Here is a 15,307-nt window from a genome sequence, read left to right as displayed (position 1 = left end):
CGGCACTACCCTGCGTTCAGCGCTTGACCTTGCGCAGCGACACCACCAGCGCCCACAGCGCCAGCAGCACGAACCACACGCCCGACCACATCGGCATGGTCAGGCCCAGGAACGTCCAGTCGATATTGCCGCAGTTGCCGGTACCGGTCAGCACCGTGCGGAACACTTCCAGCGGCCCCATGGTCTCGCGCAGGAAGCTCAGCGGCGGGCCGCAGGTCGCCCCCATCTCCGGTGGCAGCATCTGCACGTAGACGTGGCGCGCAGCGATGCCTACGCCGACCGCGGCGGCAATGAAGGCGAGCACGCCGTAGGTTGCCCGGCCAGGACGGTTGGAGGGCCCGTGCAGTGCACCGATCAGGAACAGCAGGCCCAGCGCAGCGAACGCCAGCCGCTGGAAGATGCACAGCGGGCACGGCTCCAGGCCCATCTTCAGCTGCAGGAAGATCGCGTAGCCCAGCAGGCCGGCGCAGATCAGGAAGCCCAGGAAGAACTGGGCGCGGAAGGGCCAGCGCAGTGGATTCATCGTCAACGCTCGAATGGATCAGGCGCCAAGCGTAACCGAGAGTGCATGCCATTCGAACCGCCACAGGTGACGCCTGTCGGAACGGTGCGGGTCAGATCCCGCAGAAACGCAAAAGCCCGGCAGAGGCCGGGCTTTCGCTGTGTCGCACTGGAGCGGTCCGATTACTCGGCCACTTCCTCGGCCACGACCGGACGGTCAACCAGCTCCACGTAGGCCATCGGCGCGTTGTCGCCAGCGCGGAAGCCGCACTTCAGCAGGCGCAGGTAGCCGCCCGGACGGTTCGCGTAGCGCGGGCCCAGGATGGTGAACAGGTTGCCCACGGCTTCGTTGTCGCGCAGGCGGGCGAAAGCCAGACGGCGGTTGGCGACGGAGTCGACCTTGGCCAGGGTGATCAGCGGCTCGGCAACGCGGCGCAGTTCCTTGGCCTTCGGCAGGGTGGTCTTGATCAGCTCGTGCTTGAACAGCGAGGCGGCCATGTTCTTGAACATCGCTTCGCGGTGGGCGCTGGTACGGCTGAACTTACGGCCAGACTTCTGGTGACGCATGGTGATATTCCTTGGTTAATGATGAGGCTGTGCGGATCGTTGTCGCCATCCTGGCGTTGCTGCGCGGACTGCGGATGGTCCTGGCCGCCCATCCTGGACGACCTGCCCGCGAACCTGCGGTTCGTCGTGGCATGGTGTGGTGCGTTGAAGGCCCCACCGCGAACGGTGGAGCCTTCAGGTATTACCGATATCAGCCCAGCATGCCGTGGCTGGCGACGCCGGCCGGCGGCCAGTTCTCCAGCTTCATGCCGAGCGACAGGCCGCGCTGAGCCAGCACTTCCTTGATCTCGGTGAGCGACTTCTTGCCCAGGTTCGGGGTCTTCAGCAGCTCCACTTCGGTCTTCTGGATCAGATCGCCGATGTAGTAGATGCTTTCAGCCTTCAGGCAGTTGGCCGAACGCACGGTCAGCTCCAGATCGTCGATCGGGCGCAGCAGCACCGGATCCACGCCGTTGTTGGCCGGCTTGGCCGCACCGCGGTCGCGGTGGGTGAAGTCACCGAACACCGACAGCTGGTCGCTGAGGATGTCGGCGGCGGTGCGCACGGCTTCCTCGGCATCGATGGTGCCGTTGGTCTCGATATCGATGACCAGCTTGTCCAGGTCGGTGCGCTGTTCGACACGCGCCGCTTCCACGGCATAGGCGACACGGCGGACCGGCGAGAACGAGGCATCCAGGACCAGGCGGCCGATGGCACGGGTTTCTTCGTCCGGACGACGACGCGCGGCAGCCGGCTGGTAGCCGAAACCACGTTCGATCTTCAGACGCATGTTGATCGCCGTATCCTTGGTCAGGTGGCAGATCACATGGTCGCCGTTCAGGATCTCCACATTGTGGTCGACCTTGATGTCGGCAGCGGTGACAACGCCCGGGCCCTGCTTGGACAGGGACAGGGTGGCGCTGTCGCCGGAGTGCATACGGATGGCCACATCCTTAAGGTTGAGCAGGACTTCGAGGACGTCCTCCTGCAGACCTTCGACCGTGGTGTACTCATGCAACACGCCGTCGATTTCGACTTCCGTGATGGCGAAGCCCGGGATGGACGACAGCAGCACGCGACGCAGGGCGTTGCCCAGCGTATGCCCGTAACCCCGCTCCAAAGGTTCGATAACGACCTTTGCACGGGTGTCGGTAAGGCGTTCGATCTGCGGACCGCGAGGACGCAGAACCTGGTTGGCGGTAACCGTCATGTTGCGGGTTCTCCTAGTGAACCCCCGGCCGTCGCCGGGGGCTCTCCAATGTGAATTACTTCGAATACAGCTCGACGATCAGCGCTTCGTTGATGTCCGCAGGCAGATCCGAACGATCCGGAACAGCCTTGAAGATGCCGGTGAACTTGCCGGAATCCACTTCAACCCACGACGGGCTCAGGTCATGCTGGGCGGCGACGGTCAGGGCTTCCTGGACGCGCAGCTGCTTGGCAGCCTTTTCGGACAGAGCGATGGCGTCGCCAGCCTTGACCTGGTACGAAGCCAGGTTGACCGACTTGCCATTCACGGTGACGCCGCGGTGCGACACCAGCTGACGGGCAGCCGGACGGGTCACGGCGAAGCCCATGCGGTAGACGACGTTGTCCAGGCGGGTTTCCAGCAGCTGCAGCAGGTTCTCGCCGGTGTTGCCCTTCTTGGTCGAGGCCTTCTTGTAGTAGTTGCGGAACTGACGCTCCAGCAGGCCGTAGATACGCTTGACCTTCTGCTTTTCACGCAGCTGGGTGGCGTAGTCGGACAGCTTGCCCTTGCGGGCAGTGGCGCCGTGCTGGCCGGGCTTCTGCTCCAGCTTGCACTTGGAGTCCAGCGCACGCGCCGGGCTCTTCAGGGACAGGTCGGCGCCTTCGCGGCGGGCGAGCTTACAGGTAGGACCGATATAACGAGCCATTTCTTATCGCTCCCTTTAGACGCGACGCTTCTTCGGCGGACGGCACCCGTTGTGCGGGATGGGCGTCACGTCGATGATGTTGGTGATCTTGTAGCCGACGTTGTTCAGCGAACGCACGGCCGACTCACGGCCCGGACCCGGGCCCTTGATGCGAACTTCCAGCGACTTCACGCCGTAGTCCAGCGCAGCACGACCGGCCTTCTCAGCAGCCACCTGGGCAGCGAACGGGGTCGACTTGCGCGAACCGCGGAAGCCAGCGCCACCGGAGGTCGCCCACGACAGAGCGTTGCCCTGGCGGTCGGTGATGGTGACGATGGTGTTGTTGAACGAAGCGTGGACGTGGGCAACGCCGTCGGTGACGACGCGCTTGATCTTCTTCTTGGTCTTAGCAGCGGGCTTAGCCATTTCTCAGTCCCTTACTTCTTGATCGCCTTGCGCGGACCCTTGCGGGTGCGGGCGTTGGTACGGGTGCGCTGGCCACGCAGCGGGAGGCCACGACGGTGACGCAGGCCGCGGTAGCAGCCCAGGTCCATCAGGCGCTTGATCGCGATGCCGATCTCACGGCGCAGATCGCCTTCCACGATGTACTTGCCGACTTCGGCGCGCAGGCGCTCGATTTCCGGCTCCGACAGATCGCGGATCTTGGTGGTCGAAGCAACGCCTGCGACTTCGCAGACCTTCTTCGAACGGGTACGGCCGATGCCGTAAATGCTTTGCAACCCGACCCAGACGTGCTTCTGGGCTGGCAGGTTGACGCCTGCAATACGCGCCATGACGCGGTTCTCCAGCTGAGTGATGGCCGACAGCGCGCCTCGGGCACGCCAATCCGGCAGGATGGATCAAAAAAGTGAACTAGCGATACTAACAAGGTTCCGGTTTACATGGAAGCCCGTGAAACCATTGGTTTCATGAACCCGGCCTGGGGAGTGTGCCCAGGCTCCGGCGCCGGATGGGGTTGGACCTGGGGTTTCCCCCGGGGCCGCCCGCGCTACTCCAGCGCGGGACCACCTCATCACACCCCCACCCGGAACCGCTGCGGGGGCCGCCCTTCGTTTGTGTGGCCGGAGTCCGCGAAGCGGAGGGACCATCACGTCAGGAAGACGAAAGTATAACAGGCCTATCAGCCGCGGGCAAAACCGCCGCGGTTGCCGCCCTTCAGGTTGGCCTTCTTCAGCAGGCTCTCGTACTGGTGGGACATCAGGTGTGCCTGCACCTGGGCGATGAAGTCCATCACCACCACCACCACGATCAGCAGCGACGTGCCACCGAAGTAGAACGAGGCATTCAGCTGCGTGCGCATCAGTTCCGGCAGCAGGCAGACGATCACCAGGTAGGCCGAGCCGGCCGCGGTCAGGCGGGTCAGCACGCCGTCGATGTAGTCGGCGGTGGCCTTGCCCGGACGGATGCCCGGAATCAAAGCGCCCGACTTCTTCAGGTTGTCGGCGGTTTCCTGCGAATTGAACACCAGCGCGGTATAGAAGAACGCGAAACCGGTGATCAGCGCAGCGAACACGATCATGTGCAGCGGCTCGCCCGGGCCCAGGGCATTGGCGACCTTCTGCAGGACCTGGCCGAAGCTGCTCTGGTTGGCAGCCTGGCCGGACCACATGGCCAGGGTGGCCGGGAAGGCCAGCAGGCTCGAGGCGAAGATCGCCGGGATGACGCCGGCCATGTTGAGCTTCAGCGGCAGGAACGAGGTCTGGTTCATGTACGCGTTGCGACCGCCCTGGCGGCGCGCGTAATTGACCGTGATCCGGCGCTGGCCACGCTCCACGAACACCACGAAGAAGGTGAAGGCGAGTACGACGATGGCGATCAGCAGGAGCTGGATGAACTGGATGTTGCCGTCGCGGTAGGCGTCGAAGGTGTGGATGACCGCACCCGGCAGACCGGCGACGATACCGGCGAAGATGATCAGCGACACGCCGTTGCCGATACCGCGTTCGGTGACCTGCTCACCGACCCACATCAGGAACATGGTGCCGGCAGTCAGTGCGACCACCGCGGTGAGCACGAAGCCCATGCCGGGGGCGTACACGACCGGAGCGCCCGACGGCGAAACCTGGCCCTGCAGGGCCAGTGCGATCGAGCCGCCCTGCACCACTGCCAGCAGCACGGCGCCGATGCGCGAATACTGGGTGATCTTGCGGCGGCCGGACTCACCTTCCTTCTGCATCGCCTTCAGGGCGGGGAAGATGTGCACGGCCAGCTGCATCACGATCGATGCCGAGATGTACGGCATCACGTTCAGCGCAAAGATGCTGAAACGGTGCAGGGCGCCGCCCGAGAACATGTTGAACATGTCCACGATGCCGCCGCCCTGCTGTTGCATCATGGCAAGCATGGCATCGGGATTGACGCCCGGCACCGGCACGTAGCAGCCGATGCGATAGACGATCAAAGCCCCGACGACGAACAGCAAACGTTGGCGAAGTTCAGTGAACTTGCCCATTCCGCCCGCGAGGTTACCGATGCCAGCTTGCGCCATGATTTTCTTACTCCGTTACGCTGCCGCCGGCAGCTTCGATCGCAGCCTTGGCACCAGCCGTGGCAGCAATACCCTTCAGGGTGAACGCCTTGGTCACTTCGCCCTTGACGACGACCTTGGCCTTCTTGGCAGTGCTCGGGACCAGCTTGGCAGCACGCAGGGCGGCGAAGTCGATCTCACCGGCCGGCAGCTTGTCCAGCGCGTACAGCAGCACTTCAGCGGTGTCCTTGGCGATCGGCGAACGGAAGCCGATCTTCGGCAGACGACGCTGCATGGGGGTCTGGCCGCCTTCGAAGCCAGCCTTGATCTTGCCGCCACCCTTGCGGGCGAACGAACCCTTGTGGCCGCGGCCGGCAGTCTTGCCCAGGCCCGAGCCGATACCGCGGCCGACGCGGGTGCGCTCGGTGCGGGCGCCCGGTGCCGGGCTCAGTTCATTGAGACGCAGAGTCATGGTCGATTACTCCTCAACCTGGACGAGGTACTGAACCTTGTTGATCAGGCCGCGCACCTGCGGGCTGTCCTTCAGTTCACGCACATCGTTGAGCTTGTTCAGGCCCAGGGCACGCACCGACAAGCGGTGACGCGACTGGGTGCCACGCAGGCCACGCACCAGGCGGACCCTCACAGTCTTGTTGGACTCATTAGCCATGGTTGAGTTCCTCCACCTTCTTGCCACGCTTCGCCGCGATGCGGGCCGGCGACTGCGCAGCAGTCAGGCCCTTCACGGTGGCGCGCACCAGATTGATCGGGTTGCGCGAACCGGTGGCCTTGGCCAGCACGTTCTTCACGCCAACGGCTTCCAGCACGGCGCGCATCGCACCGCCGGCGATGACGCCAGTACCTTCCGAAGCCGGCTGCATGAACACGCGGGCTGCGCCGTGACCATCCTTGATGGTGTGCCACAGGGTGCCGTTGTTCAGGTCAACGCTGACCAGGTTCTTGCGGGCCTGTTCCATCGACTTCTGGATGGCGACCGGCACTTCGCGGGCCTTGCCATAACCGAAACCGACCTTGCCTTCGCCGTCGCCGACCACGGTCAGGGCGGTGAAGGTGAACTGGCGGCCACCCTTGACGGTCTTGCTGACGCGGTTGACCGCGACCAGCTTTTCGATCATGCCGTCGTCGATCTTCTCTTCGCGGTTACGGTCGCGATCGCGACCCCGCTGCTGACGCTCTTCTGCCATGTTGATTCCTTGGTTGTTTGGGTATGTACGGCTCGAGGCCGCTTATGGTTGTGGAGTGACGCGTTGTTCCGGTGGACCGCTGCAGAAGAGCGGCGCCGTCCAGCCTCACTCAGGCTGGCGAGCAGGCAGGCAGGAGGCCATCGGCCCCCTGCCCTTGTCCCTTAGAACTGCAGGCCGGCTTCGCGGGCGGCTTCTGCCAGGGCCTTGATGCGGCCGTGGTAGCGGTAGCCCGAACGATCGAAGGCAACCTTCTCGATGCCGGCGGCCTTGGCGCGCTCGGCAACGATGCGGCCGACCTTGGCAGCGGCATCGGCGTTCTTGCCGTTCTTCAGGCCTTCCTTGACGTCGGTCTGGGTGGTGTTGGCGGCAGCCAGCACCTTCGAACCGTCAGCGGTGAAGACCTGGGCGTACAGGTGCTGGCCGGTGCGCAGCACCGACAGGCGGGCGACGCCGAGCTCACGGATGTGGGCACGGGTCGACTTGGCGCGACGCAGGCGGGCGATGTTCTTGTTCATGATGTGTTTTCCTTGAAAGCGGAAGCGCCTAATTAGGCCTTCTTGGCTTCCTTACGGATGATGACTTCGTCGGAGTACTTCACGCCCTTGCCCTTGTACGGCTCCGGCTTGCGGAACGCACGGATCTTGGCGGCGACTTCACCGACGACCTGCTTGTCAGCGCCCTGGACCAGGATCTCGGTCTGGGTCGGGGTGGAGATGGTGATGCCTTCCGGCGCCACGAACACGACCGGATGCGAGAAACCGAGCGACAGGCTCAGGTCCTTGCCCTGCATGGCAGCACGGTAACCCACGCCGACCAGCTCCAGCTTGCGCTCGAAGCCTTCGGACACGCCCTTGACCATGTTGGCCAGGATCGCGCGCACGGTACCGGTCAGCGCGACCAGGTCGGCGTTCTCGGTGCTCAGGGTGGCAACGCCGCTGTCGACGTTGATGGCAATACCGGCCGGCTTGACCAGCGACAGGGTGCCCTTCGGGCCCTTGACGGTGACGCTTTCCGACTGGACGTTCAGTTCGACCTTACCCAGGGTGACGGGCTTCTTGGCTACGCGGGACATAGTTCTACTCCTTTCGCCTTAGGCCACGAAGCACAGGACTTCGCCGCCGACGCCCAGCTGGCGCGCCTGCGCATCAGTCATGATGCCCTTGGAGGTGGAAATGATGGAGATGCCCAGGCCATTCATGACCTTCGGCAGCTCGCTCTTGCCGCGGTACTGGCGCAGGCCCGAACGCGAGAAGCGCTTCAGGGTCGCGATGACCGGCTTGCCTTCGAAATACTTCAGCACGATTTCCAGCTCGGCCTTGTTGTTTTCCAGCTGGGTCACGCGCAGGTCGGTGATGTAACCCTCGTCCTTCAGGACCTGGGCGATCGCAACCTTGATCTTGGACGACGGGGCTTTCACCGTCTGCTTGCCAACCGCAGCCGCATTCTTGATGCGGACCAGCAGGTCGGCGATGGGATCAGTCATGCTCATATGAGTACCTTTGAGTGCACCGATATCCGCTTTCGCGAAAATCTGTTGTCTCCTGGAAACGGGCCAGGTCCCTTGATGCAGCGGGCCGGGGCCCACTCCTACAACCCCGTTTGCGCAGGGCAAGACGCGGGAGTATACGCCAAAAGAGCCCGACTTGCGCCGGGCTCTTCGGGTTTTTTCGCAGAAAGGAAGCTGAACGCCTCCCTCCCCGGTTCAGAAGCCCCCGAGGGGGCTCCTGATCGCAGGGCCGGCTGGAATTACCAGCTGGCCTTGCGCAGGCCCGGGACGTCGCCACGCATGGTGGCTTCGCGCAGCTTGTTGCGGCCGAGGCCGAACTTGCTGTACACGCCACGCGGACGACCCGACAGCTCGCAACGGTTGCGCTGGCGGCTCGGCGACGAATCGCGCGGCAGCTTGGCCAGCTTGGTTGCGGCGTCGATCTTCTCTTCGTAGGTCGCGTCCACGGAGGACACGATCTTCTTCAGAGCTGCACGCTTCTCAGCGTACTTCTTGGCCAGCTTTTCCCGCTTGATGTCGCGGTTGACCATGGAGGTCTTTGCCATTTCGGTTTCCTCGACAGATCAGTTACGGAACGGGAACTTGAACGCTGCCAGCAGCGCCTTCGCTTCCGCGTCGGTCTTCGCAGTGGTGGTGATGGCGATATCCATACCGCGGATCGCGTCGACGGCGTCGAAGTCGATTTCCGGGAAGATGATCTGTTCCTTCACACCCATGTTGAAGTTGCCGCGGCCGTCAAAGGAACGACCGGAAACACCACGGAAGTCGCGCACGCGCGGCAGCGAGATGTTGATCAGGCGGTCCAGGAACTCGTACATCTTGTGGCGACGCAGCGTGGTCTTGCAGCCGATCGGCCAACCATCACGGATCTTGAACGACGCAACCGAGATACGCGACTTGGTGACAACCGGCTTCTGGCCGGAAATCTTGGTCATGTCCGCGACGGCATTTTCCAGGATCTTCTTGTTGGTGGCAGCCTCGCCGACACCCATGTTCAGGGTGACCTTGACGAGCTTCGGTACTTCCATCGGATTGGTGTAGCCGAACTGCTTCATCAGCGCCGGCACCACTTCTTCCTTGTAGATCTTTTCGAGACGGGAAGTCATCTTCACATTCCTCAGGCGTCGAGCGCCTCACCGCTGGAGCGGAACACACGCAGTTTGCGTCCATCCTCCAGCACCTTGAAGCCAACGCGTTCGCCCTTGCCCGAAGCCGGGTTCAGCACGTTCACGTTGGAGATATGGATCGAAGCTTCGCGCTCGACCACGCCGCCGGCAACACCTGCCTGCGGGTTCGGCTTGGTGTGGCGCTTGACGATGTTCACGTTGGCGACGACCACGCGGTCGCCGTCGACGCGGACGACTTCGCCCTGCTTGCCCTTGTCCTTGCCAGCGTTGACGACAACCTGGTCGCCCTTCTTGATACGGTTAGCCATGATTATCTCCTGTCGCTCACAGCACTTCGGGAGCGAGCGAGACGATCTTCATGAACTTCTCCGAACGAAGTTCACGGGTCACCGGCCCGAAGATACGGGTACCGATCGGCTCCTGCTTGTTGTTCAGCAGGACGGCAGCGTTGCCGTCGAAGCGGATCAGCGAACCGTCAGCGCGACGCACACCCTTGCGGGTACGCACCACGACGGCGTCATACACTTCACCCTTCTTGACCTTGCCGCGCGGAATCGCATCCTTCACGGTGACCTTGATGATGTCGCCGATACCGGCGTAACGGCGCTTGGAACCACCCAGCACCTTGAAGCACATCACCTGCTTGGCACCCGAATTGTCCGCGACGTCAAGGTAGCTCTGCATCTGGATCATGATTCAGACTCCTTATTCAGCCGCACGCGTGATGACTTCCACCACGCGCCAGTTCTTGGTCTTGGACATCGGAGCAATCTCGGTCACGCGGACGACGTCGCCTTCCTTGCAGGCGTTGTCGGCATCGTGGGCGTGCAGCTTGGTCGAGCGCTTGATGTACTTGCCGTACAGCGCGTGCTTGACCTGACGCTCAACCAGGACGGTAACCGTCTTGTCCATCTTGTTGCTGACGACACGGCCTTCGACCGTGCGCAGCGTCTTCTTTTCAGTATTGTCGCTCATAGCGGCCATCCTTACTTCGTGCTGCCGAGCAGGGTCTTGACGCGAGCAATCTCGCGACGGACCCGGCGAATGTCGTGGGTCTTCGGCAGCTGGCCGGTGACCTGCTGCATACGGACAGAGAACTGTTCCTTACGCAGGTCGATCAGGTGGGCCTTGAGTTCGTCAGCCGACTTTTCACGGAGAGTTTTGATATCCATCAGCGCACCGTACGGGTCACGAAAGTGGTGGTGACCGAGAGCTTGGCGGCGGCCAGGCGGAACGCCTCGCGAGCCACTTCCTCGGAAACACCCTCGATTTCATAGATCATGCGGCCGGGCTGGATCTGGGCCACCCAGTATTCCACGTTACCCTTACCCGAACCCATTCGGACTTCGATGGGCTTCTTGGTGATGGGCTTGTCGGGGAACACGCGGATCCACATCTTGCCGCCGCGCTTGACGTAGCGGCTGATCGAGCGGCGGGCCGCTTCGATCTGGCGCGCGGTCAGCTGACCGTGTGCGGTTGCCTTCAGGCCGTATTCGCCGAAGCTGACAGCGTTGGCGCTCCAGCTCAGGCCATCGTTACGGCCCTTGTGTACCTTGCGGTACTTGGTTCGCTTGGGTTGCAACATTGTCGTTACCTCGCTTCACGGGCCGGGCGCTGACGGTCACCGCGGTCGCCGCGATCGTGACGATCGTTGCGCGACGGGGTGTCGTCCTGCTTTTCCTGGCCAACCTGGGAGAAATCGAAGACCTCGCCCTTGTAGATCCAGACCTTGATGCCGATGATGCCGTAGGTCGTCTTGGCTTCAGCGAAGCCATAGTCGATGTCGGCACGCAGGGTGTGCAGCGGCACGCGGCCTTCGCGGTACCACTCCGAACGGGCGATTTCTGCACCGTTGAGGCGGCCACCGACGTTGACCTTGATGCCCAGGGCACCCAGGCGCATCGCGTTGCCGACCGAGCGCTTCATTGCACGGCGGAACATGATGCGACGCTCCAGCTGCTGGGCGATCGACTCGGCAACGAGCTGCGCGTCCAGTTCCGGCTTGCGCACTTCGGTGACGTTGATGTGCGCCGGGACGCCCATCATCTCGCTCACTTCCTTGCGCAGCTTCTCGATGTCCTCACCGCGCTTGCCGATCACCACGCCCGGACGGGCGGTGTGGATCGTCACGCGAGCGGTCTTGGCCGGACGCTCGATCAGGATCTTGCTGATGCCGGCCTGAGCCAGCTTCTTGCGCAGCATGTCGCGCACTTTCAGGTCGGCTGCCAGGTAACCGGCGAACTCGGCCTTGTTGGCGTACCACTTGGAGTTCCAGTCCTTGGAAATGCCGAGGCGGATACCAATCGGATGAACTTTATGACCCATGGTCTTTTCCTTATCCGCTTACTTGGCGGCGCCCACAACCACAGTGATGTGGCTGGTGCGCTTGAGGATGCGGGTACCGCGGCCTTTCGCCCGCGCCATGAAACGCTTCAGGGTCGGACCTTCATCAACCATGATGGTCTGAACCTTCAGCTCGTCGACGTCGGCGCCCTGGTTGTTCTCGGCGTTGGCAATTGCCGACTCCACCACCTTCTTGATCAGGTGGGCAGCCTTCTTGTCCGAGAACTTCAGCAGGTTGACCGCACGTTCGGCCGGCAGACCGCGCACCTGGTCAGCGACCAGACGAGCCTTCTGCGGGGAGATGCGCGCAGTGCGCAGGATGGCTTTCGCTTCCATTGTCATCTCTCCTTACTTGCCCGACTTCTTGTCACCACCGTGACCCTTGAAGGTCCGGGTGATGGCAAATTCGCCGAGCTTGTGGCCGACCATGTTCTCGTTGACGAGAACCGGGATGTGGTTCTTGCCGTTATGCACGGCAATGGTGATGCCTACCATGTCAGGCAGGATCATCGAACGGCGCGACCAGGTCTTGATCGGCTTCTTGCTGCCCGCAGCGGCCTCCACCTTCTTGACGAGGTGGTGATCGACGAACGGGCCCTTCTTGAGTGAACGTGCCATGGTCGATTAGCCCCTACGATCGCGGACGATGAACTGCTGAGTGCGCTTGTTATGGCGCGTCTTGTAACCCTTGGTCGGGACACCCCACGGGGTGACCGGATGCGGGTTACCCTGGCCGGCCTTGGCCTCACCACCACCGTGCGGGTGGTCAACCGGGTTCATGGCAGCACCACGAACGGTCGGGCGGACGCCGCGCCAACGCTTGGCACCGGCCTTGCCCAGCTTTTCCAGGCTGTGCTCGTCGTTGCCGACTTCGCCGATGGTGGCGCAGCACTCGACCGGAACCTTGCGCATTTCACCCGAGCGCAGGCGCAGGGTGGCGTAGATGCCTTCACGAGCCACCAGCTGCACGGCCGCACCAGCGGCGCGAGCGATCTGAGCGCCCTTGCCCGGCTTCAGTTCGATGCAGTGGATGGTGGTACCGACCGGGATGTTGCGCAGCGGCAGGGTATTGCCGGCCTTGATCGGGGCGTCCGAACCAGCGATCACCTGATCACCAGCCTTCAGGCCCTTCGGGGCGATGATGTAGCGACGCTCACCGTCGACGTAGCACAGCAGAGCGATGTGGGCGGTGCGGTTCGGATCGTATTCGATGCGTTCCACGCGCGCCGGGATGCCCAGCTTGTTGCGCTTGAAGTCGATGATGCGGTAGTGCTGCTTGGCACCACCACCGACGTGACGCACGGTGATGCGACCGTGGTGGTTACGACCACCCGAGCGGCTCTGCGACTCGACCAGCGCGGCGTGCGGAGCACCCTTGTGCAGGTCGGGGGTGACCACGCGCACGGCCGAACGGCGGCCGGGGGAGGTGGGCTTGAATTTCATCAATGGCATGGGATGTACCTCAGGCCTTGGCCGTTACATCGATCGACTGGCCGTCGGCCAGGCGAACGTACGCCTTGCGCCAATCGCCGCGGCGGCCAGCACGGTTACGGAAGGACTTGTTCTTGCCCTTGACGTTGACCACGTTGACGGCTTCGACCTTGACGTCGAACAGCTGCTCAACCGCGGCCTTTACATCGGCCTTGGTGGCTTCGTTCGAAACTTCGAAGACATACTGATTGGAGAGTTCCTGCAGGCGCGCGGTCTTTTCCGAGACACGCGGGGCACGCAGCACGCTGAAGATTTTTTCGTTGCTGTTCATGCCAGCCACTCCTCGACCTTCTTTACCGCGTCAGCGGTGATGACGACCGTGTCGGCACCCACCAGCGAGACCGGGTCCAGACCCTGCACGTCACGCACCTGCACGTACGGCAGATTGCGGGCGGACAGGTACAGGTGCTCGGACGCTTCCTCGGTGACGATCAGCGGGCGCTTGCCCACTTCCAGGCCGGCCAGCTTGGCGATCAGACCCTTCGTGCTGGTGGCTTCGACGTCGAAGGCCTCCACGATGGTCAGACGGCCCTGACGGTTCAGCTCGGACAGGATCGCGCACATGGCGGCACGGTACTGCTTGCGATTGACCTTCTGCTCGAAGCTGCGCGGCTTGGCCGCGAAGGTGACACCGCCGCCGACGAAGATCGGAGCCGTCAGTGCGCCATGACGCGCGCCGCCGCCCTTCTGCTTCTTCGACTTCTTGGTGGTACCAGCCACTTCGGAGCGAGTCTTCTGTGCCTTGGTGCCGGCGCGACCGGCGTTGCGGTAAGCAACGACGACCTGGTGGACCAGATCTTCGCTGAAATCGCGACCGAACACGGCTTCGGAGACCGAGACCTTGTTGTTGCTACCCGTGATAACGAGTTCCATCGTCATCTCTCCTTATGCCTTGCTCGCCGGACGGACGATCACATCGCCACCCGCCGCGCCCGGAACGGCGCCGCGAACCGCGATCAGACCGCGCTCGACGTCGACCTTGACCACTTCCAGGTTCTGGGTGCTCTGCTGCACCGCGCCCATGTGGCCCGACATCTTCTTGCCCGGGAAAACGCGACCCGGGGTCTGGCGCTGACCCAGCGAACCCGGCGCGCGATGCGACAGCGAGTTACCGTGGGTTGCATCGCCCATACGGAAGTTGTGGCGCTTGATGGTGCCCTGGAAGCCCTTACCCTTGGTGACACCCTGGACGTCGACGATCTGGCCGACTTCGAAGATGTCCGCCTTGACTTCGCCGCCAACGGCGAAATCGCCGAGCTGCGCGTCTTCAACGCGGAATTCCCACAGGCCACGACCCGCTTCCACCTTCGCCTTGGCGAAGTGGCCGGCTTCCGGCTTGTTGACCAGGGCAGCGCGACGCGCGCCGACGGTCACCTGCACGGCGCTGTAGCCGTCGGTTTCGACGGTCTTGATCTGCGCGATGCGGTTCGGGGTTGCTTCGATCAGGGTCACCGGGATGGAGCGGCCATCTTCAGTGAACACGCGGCTCATGCCGGCCTTGCGGCCCACGAAGCCCAACGAATACTTCTTCGTCATGGTCGTAGTCCTCAGGTCAGCTTGATCTGAACGTCGACGCCGGCAGCCAGTTCGAGCTTCATCAGCGCGTCCACGGTCTTGTCATTCGGGTCAACGATATCGAGCACGCGCTTGTGCGTGCGGGTCTCGTACTGGTCACGCGCGTCCTTGTCGACGTGCGGGGAAACGAGAACGGTGTAACGCTCGATCTTGGTCGGCAGCGGGATCGGGCCACGCACTTGCGCGCCGGTCCGCTTTGCCGTTTCAACGATCTCGCTGGCCGAACGGTCGATCAGACGATGATCGAACGCTTTCAGCCGGATCCGGATCTTTTGGTCCGCCATGGCGGTAGGTTCCTTCGTTAAAAGAGCGACAGACAAAGCCTCTGGGTTGCTTTGTCCCATGAAATTCCTGAATACGGACGGCCCGCAGTCCTGCAGGCCGCCAAGGTCAATCCATGGACCTCAAAAACGTAGGCAGACCAGTTACCCGGCCTGCCCAGACGTAGAAGCATAATGGCACGCAAGGCAGCTGTCAACAGTCGCCTGTTGACGCCGCCTGAATGGCATTGACCCTTCCTGGTCCGGGGAACACAAGGCACATCCTGTGCCTGCTTTCCCATTTGATACGCCCCGATGCCCTACCCAGGCAACATCGGGGCGCTGATACTACCAGATTACTCGATGATCTTCGAGACCACGCCGGCGCCG

General features: G+C 62.9%; 28 protein-coding genes. All 28 read right to left on the bottom strand.

Translation table 11 applies throughout. The annotated features are described in order from the left end of the window. Positions 1–16: 16 nt before the first annotated feature. Positions 17–523, bottom strand: a complete 507-nt coding sequence (locus HMPREF3114_RS19910) for a disulfide bond formation protein B (protein WP_005415421.1) — start codon at positions 521–523, stop codon at positions 17–19. Between the two features lie 161 nt (positions 524–684). Then, the gene (gene rplQ / locus HMPREF3114_RS19905; protein WP_005408217.1) at positions 685–1,068 is read right to left on the bottom strand and encodes a 50S ribosomal protein L17; all 384 of its coding nucleotides are present in this window, start codon (positions 1,066–1,068) and stop codon (positions 685–687) included. A gap of 190 nt (positions 1,069–1,258) precedes the next feature. Continuing rightward, positions 1,259–2,257 (bottom strand): DNA-directed RNA polymerase subunit alpha, encoded by a 999-nt coding sequence (gene rpoA, locus HMPREF3114_RS19900; protein WP_005408216.1) that lies wholly within the window; start codon positions 2,255–2,257, stop codon positions 1,259–1,261. Between the two features lie 55 nt (positions 2,258–2,312). Then, positions 2,313–2,942, bottom strand: coding sequence for a 30S ribosomal protein S4 (gene rpsD / locus HMPREF3114_RS19895; RefSeq protein WP_004145446.1), 630 nt, complete (start codon positions 2,940–2,942; stop codon positions 2,313–2,315). Positions 2,943–2,957: 15 nt separating this feature from the next. Then, positions 2,958–3,347, bottom strand: a complete 390-nt coding sequence (gene rpsK / locus HMPREF3114_RS19890) for a 30S ribosomal protein S11 (RefSeq protein WP_004145443.1) — start codon at positions 3,345–3,347, stop codon at positions 2,958–2,960. Between the two features lie 11 nt (positions 3,348–3,358). Next, positions 3,359–3,715: a 30S ribosomal protein S13 gene (gene rpsM, locus HMPREF3114_RS19885; protein ID WP_004154500.1), complete on the bottom strand. Its 357-nt coding sequence runs from the start codon at positions 3,713–3,715 to the stop codon at positions 3,359–3,361. 347 nt (positions 3,716–4,062) lie between these two features. Further along, entirely contained in the window at positions 4,063–5,430 is a 1,368-nt protein-coding gene (gene secY / locus HMPREF3114_RS19880) for a preprotein translocase subunit SecY (protein WP_005415420.1), read from the bottom strand. A 7-nt stretch (positions 5,431–5,437) separates the two neighbouring features. After that, positions 5,438–5,881 (bottom strand): 50S ribosomal protein L15, encoded by a 444-nt coding sequence (gene rplO / locus HMPREF3114_RS19875; protein ID WP_004154498.1) that lies wholly within the window; start codon positions 5,879–5,881, stop codon positions 5,438–5,440. A 6-nt stretch (positions 5,882–5,887) separates the two neighbouring features. Further along, positions 5,888–6,079: a 50S ribosomal protein L30 gene (gene rpmD / locus HMPREF3114_RS19870; RefSeq protein ID WP_053500144.1), complete on the bottom strand. Its 192-nt coding sequence runs from the start codon at positions 6,077–6,079 to the stop codon at positions 5,888–5,890. Next, complete coding sequence (gene rpsE, locus HMPREF3114_RS19865; protein ID WP_005415419.1) at positions 6,072–6,614, bottom strand: 30S ribosomal protein S5; 543 nt, start codon at positions 6,612–6,614, stop codon at positions 6,072–6,074. The genes rpmD and rpsE overlap by 8 nt, the downstream gene beginning before the upstream one ends. A gap of 161 nt (positions 6,615–6,775) precedes the next feature. Then, the gene (gene rplR, locus HMPREF3114_RS19860; RefSeq protein WP_004154495.1) at positions 6,776–7,129 is read right to left on the bottom strand and encodes a 50S ribosomal protein L18; all 354 of its coding nucleotides are present in this window, start codon (positions 7,127–7,129) and stop codon (positions 6,776–6,778) included. 32 nt (positions 7,130–7,161) lie between these two features. Beyond that, positions 7,162–7,686 (bottom strand): 50S ribosomal protein L6, encoded by a 525-nt coding sequence (rplF, locus tag HMPREF3114_RS19855; RefSeq protein WP_053500143.1) that lies wholly within the window; start codon positions 7,684–7,686, stop codon positions 7,162–7,164. Between the two features lie 18 nt (positions 7,687–7,704). Beyond that, positions 7,705–8,103 carry a 30S ribosomal protein S8 gene (gene rpsH, locus HMPREF3114_RS19850; RefSeq protein ID WP_005415417.1) on the bottom strand — a complete coding sequence of 133 codons (399 nt, stop codon included), beginning with the start codon at positions 8,101–8,103 and terminating at the stop codon, positions 7,705–7,707. A 257-nt stretch (positions 8,104–8,360) separates the two neighbouring features. Further along, complete coding sequence (gene rpsN / locus HMPREF3114_RS19845; RefSeq protein ID WP_005408209.1) at positions 8,361–8,666, bottom strand: 30S ribosomal protein S14; 306 nt, start codon at positions 8,664–8,666, stop codon at positions 8,361–8,363. Positions 8,667–8,684: 18 nt separating this feature from the next. Beyond that, positions 8,685–9,227 carry a 50S ribosomal protein L5 gene (gene rplE, locus HMPREF3114_RS19840; protein ID WP_005415416.1) on the bottom strand — a complete coding sequence of 181 codons (543 nt, stop codon included), beginning with the start codon at positions 9,225–9,227 and terminating at the stop codon, positions 8,685–8,687. 11 nt (positions 9,228–9,238) lie between these two features. Beyond that, positions 9,239–9,556 carry a 50S ribosomal protein L24 gene (rplX, locus tag HMPREF3114_RS19835; protein WP_004154490.1) on the bottom strand — a complete coding sequence of 106 codons (318 nt, stop codon included), beginning with the start codon at positions 9,554–9,556 and terminating at the stop codon, positions 9,239–9,241. A gap of 16 nt (positions 9,557–9,572) precedes the next feature. Continuing rightward, positions 9,573–9,941, bottom strand: a complete 369-nt coding sequence (gene rplN / locus HMPREF3114_RS19830) for a 50S ribosomal protein L14 (RefSeq protein ID WP_010483978.1) — start codon at positions 9,939–9,941, stop codon at positions 9,573–9,575. A gap of 12 nt (positions 9,942–9,953) precedes the next feature. Beyond that, positions 9,954–10,223, bottom strand: a complete 270-nt coding sequence (rpsQ, locus tag HMPREF3114_RS19825; RefSeq protein ID WP_004154489.1) for a 30S ribosomal protein S17 — start codon at positions 10,221–10,223, stop codon at positions 9,954–9,956. An 11-nt stretch (positions 10,224–10,234) separates the two neighbouring features. Next, the gene (gene rpmC / locus HMPREF3114_RS19820; protein WP_004154487.1) at positions 10,235–10,420 is read right to left on the bottom strand and encodes a 50S ribosomal protein L29; all 186 of its coding nucleotides are present in this window, start codon (positions 10,418–10,420) and stop codon (positions 10,235–10,237) included. Beyond that, positions 10,420–10,833, bottom strand: a complete 414-nt coding sequence (rplP, locus tag HMPREF3114_RS19815; RefSeq protein WP_004154486.1) for a 50S ribosomal protein L16 — start codon at positions 10,831–10,833, stop codon at positions 10,420–10,422. The genes rpmC and rplP overlap by 1 nt, the downstream gene beginning before the upstream one ends. Positions 10,834–10,838: 5 nt before the next feature. Beyond that, positions 10,839–11,573 (bottom strand): 30S ribosomal protein S3, encoded by a 735-nt coding sequence (gene rpsC, locus HMPREF3114_RS19810; RefSeq protein ID WP_005415414.1) that lies wholly within the window; start codon positions 11,571–11,573, stop codon positions 10,839–10,841. An 18-nt stretch (positions 11,574–11,591) separates the two neighbouring features. Then, positions 11,592–11,927, bottom strand: coding sequence for a 50S ribosomal protein L22 (rplV, locus tag HMPREF3114_RS19805; protein WP_004145348.1), 336 nt, complete (start codon positions 11,925–11,927; stop codon positions 11,592–11,594). 12 nt (positions 11,928–11,939) lie between these two features. Beyond that, entirely contained in the window at positions 11,940–12,209 is a 270-nt protein-coding gene (gene rpsS, locus HMPREF3114_RS19800; protein WP_005415413.1) for a 30S ribosomal protein S19, read from the bottom strand. Between the two features lie 6 nt (positions 12,210–12,215). Then, positions 12,216–13,043 (bottom strand): 50S ribosomal protein L2, encoded by an 828-nt coding sequence (gene rplB, locus HMPREF3114_RS19795; protein ID WP_004145339.1) that lies wholly within the window; start codon positions 13,041–13,043, stop codon positions 12,216–12,218. Between the two features lie 10 nt (positions 13,044–13,053). Then, the gene (gene rplW / locus HMPREF3114_RS19790; RefSeq protein WP_004145338.1) at positions 13,054–13,353 is read right to left on the bottom strand and encodes a 50S ribosomal protein L23; all 300 of its coding nucleotides are present in this window, start codon (positions 13,351–13,353) and stop codon (positions 13,054–13,056) included. Continuing rightward, the gene (gene rplD / locus HMPREF3114_RS19785; RefSeq protein ID WP_005415412.1) at positions 13,350–13,955 is read right to left on the bottom strand and encodes a 50S ribosomal protein L4; all 606 of its coding nucleotides are present in this window, start codon (positions 13,953–13,955) and stop codon (positions 13,350–13,352) included. The genes rplW and rplD overlap by 4 nt, the downstream gene beginning before the upstream one ends. 12 nt (positions 13,956–13,967) lie before the next feature. After that, positions 13,968–14,618 carry a 50S ribosomal protein L3 gene (rplC, locus tag HMPREF3114_RS19780; RefSeq protein ID WP_004145336.1) on the bottom strand — a complete coding sequence of 217 codons (651 nt, stop codon included), beginning with the start codon at positions 14,616–14,618 and terminating at the stop codon, positions 13,968–13,970. Positions 14,619–14,629: 11 nt separating this feature from the next. Beyond that, complete coding sequence (gene rpsJ / locus HMPREF3114_RS19775) at positions 14,630–14,941, bottom strand: 30S ribosomal protein S10 (RefSeq protein WP_005408208.1); 312 nt, start codon at positions 14,939–14,941, stop codon at positions 14,630–14,632. Positions 14,942–15,307: the final 366 nt, after the last annotated feature.

This window comes from Stenotrophomonas sp. HMSC10F07, from assembly GCF_001807895.1.
Classification (GTDB): domain Bacteria; phylum Pseudomonadota; class Gammaproteobacteria; order Xanthomonadales; family Xanthomonadaceae; genus Stenotrophomonas; species Stenotrophomonas sepilia.
Note: the sequence above shows the minus strand (reverse complement) of the source record. Positions and strands in the feature narration are given on the sequence as shown.

Bases quoted from the DNA above. Each gene is read 5' to 3' on its own strand.
- rpsN (WP_005408209.1), bottom strand. From the start codon at position 8,666: ATGGCAAAGACCTCCATGGTCAACCGCGACATCAAGCGGGAAAAGCTG.
- rplW (WP_004145338.1), bottom strand. From the start codon at position 13,353: ATGAACAGCAACGAAAAAATCTTCAGCGTGCTGCGTGCCCCGCGTGTC.
- rplP (WP_004154486.1), bottom strand. From the start codon at position 10,833: ATGTTGCAACCCAAGCGAACCAAGTACCGCAAGGTACACAAGGGCCGT.
- rpmD (WP_053500144.1), bottom strand. From the start codon at position 6,079: ATGGCTAATGAGTCCAACAAGACTGTGAGGGTCCGCCTGGTGCGTGGC.
- rpsM (WP_004154500.1), bottom strand. From the start codon at position 3,715: ATGGCGCGTATTGCAGGCGTCAACCTGCCAGCCCAGAAGCACGTCTGG.
- rplF (WP_053500143.1), bottom strand. From the start codon at position 7,686: ATGTCCCGCGTAGCCAAGAAGCCCGTCACCCTGGGTAAGGTCGAACTG.
- rpsS (WP_005415413.1), bottom strand. From the start codon at position 12,209: ATGGCACGTTCACTCAAGAAGGGCCCGTTCGTCGATCACCACCTCGTC.
- rplB (WP_004145339.1), bottom strand. From the start codon at position 13,043: ATGCCATTGATGAAATTCAAGCCCACCTCCCCCGGCCGCCGTTCGGCC.
- rplV (WP_004145348.1), bottom strand. From the start codon at position 11,927: ATGGAAGCGAAAGCCATCCTGCGCACTGCGCGCATCTCCCCGCAGAAG.
- rplN (WP_010483978.1), bottom strand. From the start codon at position 9,941: ATGATCCAGATGCAGAGCTACCTTGACGTCGCGGACAATTCGGGTGCC.
- rplD (WP_005415412.1), bottom strand. From the start codon at position 13,955: ATGGAACTCGTTATCACGGGTAGCAACAACAAGGTCTCGGTCTCCGAA.
- rpmC (WP_004154487.1), bottom strand. From the start codon at position 10,420: ATGGATATCAAAACTCTCCGTGAAAAGTCGGCTGACGAACTCAAGGCC.
- rplO (WP_004154498.1), bottom strand. From the start codon at position 5,881: ATGACTCTGCGTCTCAATGAACTGAGCCCGGCACCGGGCGCCCGCACC.
- rplR (WP_004154495.1), bottom strand. From the start codon at position 7,129: ATGAACAAGAACATCGCCCGCCTGCGTCGCGCCAAGTCGACCCGTGCC.
- rplX (WP_004154490.1), bottom strand. From the start codon at position 9,556: ATGGCTAACCGTATCAAGAAGGGCGACCAGGTTGTCGTCAACGCTGGC.
- rpsH (WP_005415417.1), bottom strand. From the start codon at position 8,103: ATGAGCATGACTGATCCCATCGCCGACCTGCTGGTCCGCATCAAGAAT.
- rpsC (WP_005415414.1), bottom strand. From the start codon at position 11,573: ATGGGTCATAAAGTTCATCCGATTGGTATCCGCCTCGGCATTTCCAAG.
- rpsQ (WP_004154489.1), bottom strand. From the start codon at position 10,223: ATGAGCGACAATACTGAAAAGAAGACGCTGCGCACGGTCGAAGGCCGT.
- secY (WP_005415420.1), bottom strand. From the start codon at position 5,430: ATGGCGCAAGCTGGCATCGGTAACCTCGCGGGCGGAATGGGCAAGTTC.
- rpoA (WP_005408216.1), bottom strand. From the start codon at position 2,257: ATGACGGTTACCGCCAACCAGGTTCTGCGTCCTCGCGGTCCGCAGATC.
- rplC (WP_004145336.1), bottom strand. From the start codon at position 14,618: ATGACGAAGAAGTATTCGTTGGGCTTCGTGGGCCGCAAGGCCGGCATG.
- rpsK (WP_004145443.1), bottom strand. From the start codon at position 3,347: ATGGCTAAGCCCGCTGCTAAGACCAAGAAGAAGATCAAGCGCGTCGTC.
- rpsD (WP_004145446.1), bottom strand. From the start codon at position 2,942: ATGGCTCGTTATATCGGTCCTACCTGTAAGCTCGCCCGCCGCGAAGGC.
- rplE (WP_005415416.1), bottom strand. From the start codon at position 9,227: ATGACTTCCCGTCTCGAAAAGATCTACAAGGAAGAAGTGGTGCCGGCG.
- rplQ (WP_005408217.1), bottom strand. From the start codon at position 1,068: ATGCGTCACCAGAAGTCTGGCCGTAAGTTCAGCCGTACCAGCGCCCAC.
- rpsE (WP_005415419.1), bottom strand. From the start codon at position 6,614: ATGGCAGAAGAGCGTCAGCAGCGGGGTCGCGATCGCGACCGTAACCGC.
- HMPREF3114_RS19910 (WP_005415421.1), bottom strand. From the start codon at position 523: ATGAATCCACTGCGCTGGCCCTTCCGCGCCCAGTTCTTCCTGGGCTTC.
- rpsJ (WP_005408208.1), bottom strand. From the start codon at position 14,941: ATGGCGGACCAAAAGATCCGGATCCGGCTGAAAGCGTTCGATCATCGT.